Origin of the sequence: Candidatus Magnetobacterium casense, from assembly GCF_019173545.1 — a bacterium.
GTDB classification, from domain to species: domain Bacteria; phylum Nitrospirota; class Thermodesulfovibrionia; order Thermodesulfovibrionales; family Magnetobacteriaceae; genus Magnetobacterium; species Magnetobacterium cryptolimnobacter.
Map to the genome: position 1 here is coordinate 1 of NZ_JABXWD010000196.1, position 6,656 is coordinate 6,656.

General features: G+C 50.2%; 7 protein-coding genes and 1 pseudogene. 4 read left to right on the top strand and 4 right to left on the bottom strand.

Annotated elements, in window-relative coordinates; all coding sequences use genetic code 11:
• From HWQ67_RS10940 to HWQ67_RS10955, 4 genes and pseudogenes are all read right to left on the bottom strand, one after another.
• The coding region (locus HWQ67_RS10940) for a DNA topoisomerase (RefSeq protein ID WP_255317235.1) at window positions 1-958 on the bottom strand (958 nt) is incomplete at its 3' end.
• Window positions 949-1,233, bottom strand: coding sequence for a hypothetical protein (locus HWQ67_RS10945; protein WP_218252724.1), 285 nt, complete (start codon window positions 1,231-1,233; stop codon window positions 949-951). The genes HWQ67_RS10940 and HWQ67_RS10945, both read right to left, overlap by 10 nt.
• Window positions 1,234-1,294: 61 nt before the next feature.
• Window positions 1,295-2,404: a DNA-processing protein DprA gene (gene dprA / locus HWQ67_RS10950; protein ID WP_218252725.1), complete on the bottom strand. Its 1,110-nt coding sequence runs from the start codon at window positions 2,402-2,404 to the stop codon at window positions 1,295-1,297.
• Window positions 2,405-2,524: 120 nt separating this feature from the next.
• Window positions 2,525-3,715: pseudogene (locus tag HWQ67_RS10955) on the bottom strand (argininosuccinate synthase).
• A gap of 541 nt (window positions 3,716-4,256) precedes the next feature.
• On the opposite strand from HWQ67_RS10955, the gene HWQ67_RS10960 reads away from it, so the two are divergent.
• From HWQ67_RS10960 to HWQ67_RS10975, 4 genes are all read left to right on the top strand, one after another.
• Window positions 4,257-4,664 carry a PadR family transcriptional regulator gene (locus HWQ67_RS10960; RefSeq protein ID WP_218252726.1) on the top strand — a complete coding sequence of 136 codons (408 nt, stop codon included), beginning with the start codon at window positions 4,257-4,259 and terminating at the stop codon, window positions 4,662-4,664.
• A gap of 2 nt (window positions 4,665-4,666) precedes the next feature.
• Window positions 4,667-4,846, top strand: coding sequence for a hypothetical protein (locus HWQ67_RS10965; RefSeq protein WP_218252727.1), 180 nt, complete (start codon window positions 4,667-4,669; stop codon window positions 4,844-4,846).
• 55 nt (window positions 4,847-4,901) lie between these two features.
• Window positions 4,902-5,201 (top strand): hypothetical protein, encoded by a 300-nt coding sequence (locus HWQ67_RS10970; protein WP_218252728.1) that lies wholly within the window; start codon window positions 4,902-4,904, stop codon window positions 5,199-5,201.
• A gap of 110 nt (window positions 5,202-5,311) precedes the next feature.
• The gene (locus tag HWQ67_RS10975; RefSeq protein WP_218252729.1) at window positions 5,312-6,547 is read left to right on the top strand and encodes a cation diffusion facilitator family transporter; all 1,236 of its coding nucleotides are present in this window, start codon (window positions 5,312-5,314) and stop codon (window positions 6,545-6,547) included.
• Window positions 6,548-6,656: the final 109 nt, after the last annotated feature.

Here is a 6,656-nt window from a genome sequence, read left to right on the forward strand (position 1 = left end):
GACCGTCCAGGCTGTCCTTGATCCTGTTGGCGTCCTGCTCGGAGGTGATGTAGAACTTACTACCATCGGGCAGTCTTTCGATAATCGTGTTGCCGTCATACTTGAACAGACGAGAGAGAAAGGTCGGTTTTTCGCCGCCATCAAACAGTCCGGTGATGCTCCAGTACTCCTGGGTTATAAATGCCTCTATTTCACGTTCCCTGTCAACGACCAGCCGGACTGCCACCGACTGTACCCGCCCCGCACTCAGTCCCCGCCTGACCTTCTTCCACAAAAGGGGACTCAACCCATAGCCCACCAGTCTGTCCAGTATCCGGCGCGCCTGCTGGGCGTTTACCTTGTTGGTATCAATTTCCGAGGGGGTGTCAATTGCCTCCCTGACTGCCCGTTCGGTTATTTCGTTAAATCTGACCCTGTATATCTTTGGTGCGGCGCTCTTTTTTGCCCCCTGGGCTATGATTTCAGATATGTGCCACGCTATGGCCTCACCCTCACGGTCGGGGTCGGGAGCAAGATATACGGCTGAAACCCTTTCAGCGGCATGTCTCAGCTCATCGACGACCTTCTCCTTGCCCGGGATGGTGACATACTTGGGGGAAAAATTGTTCTCCGTATCTACGCCCAACTCCTTCTTGGGCAGGTCTATGATATGCCCCACCGATGCCTTTACCGAAAACCCCTCACCCAGTATCTTTTTAATCGTGTTGGCCTTGGCCGGAGACTCCACTATCACCAGCTTATCCGTCTTCGCCGATTTCCGTGCCTTAGCCGGCGTCTCCGCCTCGGTTGGCTCTTGTACGTCAGGGAGAGTTTTTTTACTGGTCGTTTTTCTAGGCTTAGGTAGCTCTTCAGTTAATTCAAGGGTCTTTTTCGTTTTTGCCGACCTGTTCTTTTTCGGCAGTTCTTCCAGCTCAGGCAGTTCTTCCACCGGTTTTTTGCCATTGCCATCTAGTGCCATGTTATCCTTTTTCCTTTCCCAAATATTACAGTGTAGATATCATCACTATCCAGATAGGTGTCCTTTACGACGACATAGCTCAGAAATGCCTTTAGTGTATCAATATCCTCTTCCGATAATATATCCATGCTTTCGAGGTCTCTGAGGTCCTCGCTGAGACTGGAGAGGTCATACTCCCTGATATTCATCCTTATATTAACATCATCGAAATTCACATCGCTTCCAACGATCTCTTTTGCAATTATTCTCAGGATGGTCATAAACTTCTTTTGCATCGTATCCTCCATATAAAAATATCCCAACGCTCAACGCACTTATCTATTGTATCAAAGTTCGTCATGAAATTAGGTGAAATCTTTTTCCTTCAAGTTGTTTAACCAGGCCTTTGATTTCGAGGCCAAGCAGTATTGTCAGGACGCTGTTGGCAGCAATGCCTGCAGTCCTTATAATATCATCAATGTGCATCGGGTCGCAAGAGAGGGCTTGACAGAGTTTTTTGTCCTGCTCGTCAAGGCGTACCTCTTTCCTGGCGGATTGCCTGATATAGCCTTTTAGTACCGGAGCCAGTTCGGAGATAATGTCATCGGCACAGTGTACCAGTTTGGCGCCGTTTTGAATGAGCCTGTGGGTACCGACCGTAGAGACGGAGAATATATTGCCGGGGATGGCAAAGACCTCTTTTCCCTGTTCGAGTGCGATTTTGGCCGTTATCAGGGCGCCGCTGGTTTGACCGGCCTCCACGACAAGCACGCCGAGGGACAGGCCGCTTATCAGGCGATTACGTGTTGGGAAGTTCTCCTTATTGGGCATGGTGCCGGGTCTGAACTCCGAAACCACTGCCGCCTTGTCCGATATCCGCTGCATTATCCAGCGATTTTCCGGCGGATAGACCCTGTCAATGCCGCACCCCAGTACGGCGATGGTGCGTCCGTTTGCCCTGAGTGCGGCCTTATGGGCAGCAGTATCTATGCCCCGTGCCAGTCCGCTGACTATGGTAAACCCCTTGGAGGCAAGCTCCTCCGATAGCTTTTCGGTTACACTGATACCGTAGGGGGTACTCAACCGGCTACCCACCACGGCAATGCAATAGCGGTCCTCCTGAATCAAACGTCCCTTTACGTAGAGGATTATCGGGGCATCGTAGATTTCCCTCAGAGGTAACGGATAGTCCTCATCGCCGAGCTTTATGACGGTGGCGCCGGATTTTTCTATCTTATCCATTACCTTGTCGATGATCTCCCAGCGCGCATCATTGGAAAAAAAACCGGCGATGTTTTCGGCCCTGTTCTTTCCCACGCCATCGACCTCCATGAGCGCCCTGATGTCTGCCTTAAACACGGTCTCCGGAGTCTCAAAGCGTCCAAGCAGGTTACGCGCAACCGTGTTGCCAACCTCCGGCACCATCGACAGCGCCAGCCAATATCTCAAATCCGTCTCTATAGGCATCTCATTACGTTTTAGGGAAGGGGAGAAAAGGGAAAGAAGGGGGCGGCTCCGCCCCCCCTCAGACCCCCCTGCAAGGGGACCAGTCCCCTTGACCCCATTATACTTTGTTCACGGTGCATCTTAAATTCCTAGTTTGGCCATTTTTAACCGCAGGGCATTGAGTCTGATAAAGCCCTCGGCATCTTTTTGGTCATACAGGTCTTCTTCCTCAAAGGTTGCCAGCTTGGGGTCGTACAGGGACACCGGTGAACTCCTGCCTACAACCAGACAATTGCCCTTGTACAGTTTGAGTCTCACCACTCCGGAGATACCCTTCTGGGTCTCATCTATGAACTTCTGCAGTGCCAGCCGCTCCGGTGAGAAGAAGTATCCATAGTATATCATCTGAGCATAGGTCTGGATCAAGGAGTCGCGTAGGTGCATGACCTCGCGGTCCATGGTGATGGACTCAATGGCACGGTGGGCTATGTGCAGGACCGTACCACCGGGGGTTTCATAGACCCCTCTGGACTTTATGCCAACGTACCTGTTTTCTACGATGTCCACCCTGCCGACACCGTTTTCACCGGCAAGGGCATTTAACGCACTGAGCAACTCCTAGGGGGACTTGTCCTGGCCGTCGAGTTTGACGGGATTGCCGTTTTCGTAGGTGATCTCCGTATAGACGGCCCTGTCGGGGGCACGTTGGGGGGACACCATCATCGTGTACATGTCATCGGGTGGCTCCTGGGAGGGGTCCTCAAGGATACCCCCTTCGTAACTGATGTGCAGGGCATTGCGGTCTGTGCTGTATGGTCTTTCCCTGGTGACGGGGATATCTATACCGTTTGCCTGCGCATATTCGATCAGCGCATTTCTGGACTTAAACGGCCACTGACGCCACGGGGCGATCACCTTGATCTTTGGATGCAGGGCAAAGTAGCCCAGTTCAAATCTCACCTGATCGTTGCCCTTACCCGTGGCCCCGTGTGCTACGTACTGGGCATCTTCCTTTATGGCTATCTCTGTCTGTTTCTTCGCTATCAACGGCCTGGCAATCGACGTCCCCAACAGGTATGTCTGTTCATATATTGCATTTGCCCGAAAGATCGGAAATACGTAGTCACATACAAACTCCTCTCTGAGGTCCTCAATATAGACCTTTGACGCCCCGGTTTTCAGGGCCTTCTCCCTGACCCCGTCAAGCTCCTGCCCCTGGCCAAGGTCCGCACAGAAGGCTATCACCTGGGCATCATACGTTTCCTTTAGCCACTTTATTGCCACCGACGTATCCAATCCACCAGAGTAGGCCAACACTATCTTCTTTGTCATCCTAAAACCCCCATTCTTTACATCCTTATCTGAAAAAACTTACGTTGCCATAATTACTTCCTGTTGCTTGATATTATGCAAAAGCATGGTTAAATATCATGTATGTCTATAATAACATAACAGTATACTGAAATGACGCAGGTTTTTTCAGTCATGATATTTGATTGACGAAATTATGTAGAATGGCAAATAATGGGGTCAAGGGGGACTTCTTTCTGGCCGGGGCGCCTCGCCCCTCCCCTTGCAGGGGGTTCTGAAGGGGGCCAGGTGCGACTTTTATGGCAGGGGCGGGTGCGACAATTGAGCCAGGGGCGGCTCGCCCCCCGCTGCGGGAAAATCGTGCCTCACCCCCTGGAGCGCCAAGAAGCGGAGGGGGTGAGGCACCCCTGCCACAAACCGCCCCTTTCTTTGTTTTTGAAACGTGCTATATATACCATCACAGAAATTTTTACAGCAAGCAAAAAAATTCCTCTTGACGTTATCTATATATCATGTTATGCTATATACATGAGCTATATAGACATAGATAAGGATGACCATAATGAACAGATTTAGACACGGACAAGAAAAGCAACGCCCCGGCGCCTCCCAGGAATTTGTGGAGACATGTATACTCTTTATTTTAAAAAAAGGTGACGGGCATGGTTACGAGATAGCCAGGTCATTGGAAAAGTACGGCATACACAACAAGGTTGCCGGACCAATCTACAGTGCACTCAACAGGATGGAGGGCCGTGGGTTGATCAACTCACGGTGGGATACAAACACTAAATATGGCCCTGCAAGACGGGTCTATAGCATTACAGAAGAAGGGTGCCTCTACATGGAGCAGTTGATCGACTCACTCAAGGGAACAGTCAATGTAGTGACGTCGCTTCTCAGTGAAATCAACGCCCACAACGGCAAGGGGCTATCGCCTACAGACCATAGTGACGATGAAAGGAGGTAAGTATGATGGAATTGAACAAGGATATCACATCAGCATTGGAGAATCTGCTGAAGTTGTTTTTTGACAAGGGAGTATCAACAGGGACTGCAGGCAATGTCGTGCAGTGCAACAGTAGCAATACCGGCAGAGGTAAAGGCAGGGCATTTGGCAAGAGTGGTGGACGCCAGTGTGGCTGTCCATAGCGTCACAGATACGGCGCTTGGGGTATAACAGTCTAAGATAAGGAGGATAAGGAATATGCAAGGACACGGCAATATAAGCGACGGCAGGGCAACAATGCAACAACGCTGCAATGCAGGTATGGACGTATCAGGAGGCGGGCAGGCAGACAACAAAGACATCGTTGGTTGCAGCAAACATCCCCACAGACATGTCCATGGTAATCGTTATGGCAGGCGCTACGGCAAGGGGAGATATTTTGTTGCCGATGCAACAGAGGAGCAATCTCTGAGAAGATGTCTTGAGCGGATGGACGATAAACGCGCACGGATAGCGGGGCGTCTGGCGGAGATAACGAAAGTGGACATGAAGGGCTGATACGGTGAGTTGATTTGCAGGTAGGTTAATCCGATGTTATGGGTTGCTAGGGAGCTGCCTCTACAAAGGCGTGGCACCCTGGCAATCGCTCAAAAGGAGGTTCAAGCGTCATGGATAAGAAGACTTTAACGCCTGAGCAGGCAGAGGGCAGGAGAAAGTGGATAATAGGCTTTACTGCCTTGAAGTGTGTGACAGAGAGTGCGGTAAAGTTAATACTTGGCTATGCCACGGGCAGTGCAGGTTTGGTAGCCGATGGCTTTCATTCCATGACCGATGTGGCCGGCACGCTGGTGGTTTGGGTGGGGATCAGGCTCTCCACAAACAGGTATAAGAGTTACCCTTATGGGTTCTATAAGATAGAGAACTTTCTTGCGATGGCAATTGGTTTTGCGATTGTGTATGCGGCATACGAGCTGGTACAGGGATTTTTTCACAGTGAGGCTGTAATGCCCGCACATGTCTCCGTCTCTATTGCGGTACTTATTTTTCTCATAGCGGCGAATTTCTTTTGGGGACGTTTTGAGATACAGACCGGAAGGCTGATACATTCACCCGGCATAGAGGCAAGCGGCAAGCATACACTCACAGACCTCTACTCATCCGTTGCAGTGTTAGTGGGGCTGGTTGGTGTTGGGTTTGGCATTAACGTTGACCGTTGGGTGTCTCTTGTCATAGCGATAATCCTGGTGAAGGTTGGGTTTGAAATCATCTGGGACAATATCAAGGTACTTCTTGATATCTCTCTGCCACAGGAGCAACTACGGCGCTACAGGGAAGTCATCCAGGAAGTCCCCGGGGTTGTTTGCGTTACCTCGGTCAGGGGCAGGAACTCCGGCAGTTACCGCTTTGTAGATGCGGGCATACAGATAAGGACATTTGACCTGACAGATGCCAACAAGATCGCCGCTGATGTACAACAAGCCCTGAAGAGTTACGACGATGCAATTGAAACGGTATCTGTCCATCATAGCTATGAACTTCCCAAGGTTATCAAGGTGTTCATTCCAACAGAGGGAGAGGCCAATACCATATCCGATCACTTTGGCAAGTCACCGTACATAACCACCCTGTTATACGACAGGGAGAGCATGACGGCATCCGACATAAAAACAGAAAAAAATTCCCTGATGGATGTAGTAAAAGGCAGGGGTAGAGATCTGGCAAAATATCTCATGGAACATGGCGTAGACAGTGTCTGCTGCAGAGAGAACTTACGCGATAAAGGACCCGGATTGATGCTTCATCGTCATGGTATAGATACCAGGATGACAGAAGAAAAATCCCTGAGTGTATTGCTTGAGGATTACCTTGAAAACTCAAGGGCTGTTTTTACCAAAACGGACTAACGAAAGGAGGTTTAACATGAAGGCAAAAAACATTCTCCCAATCCTTGAGGGGTTAAGTTACGTCGTCCCTGTCATAGTGAGCGTACTGACCTTTTTTGGCGTAAGAATG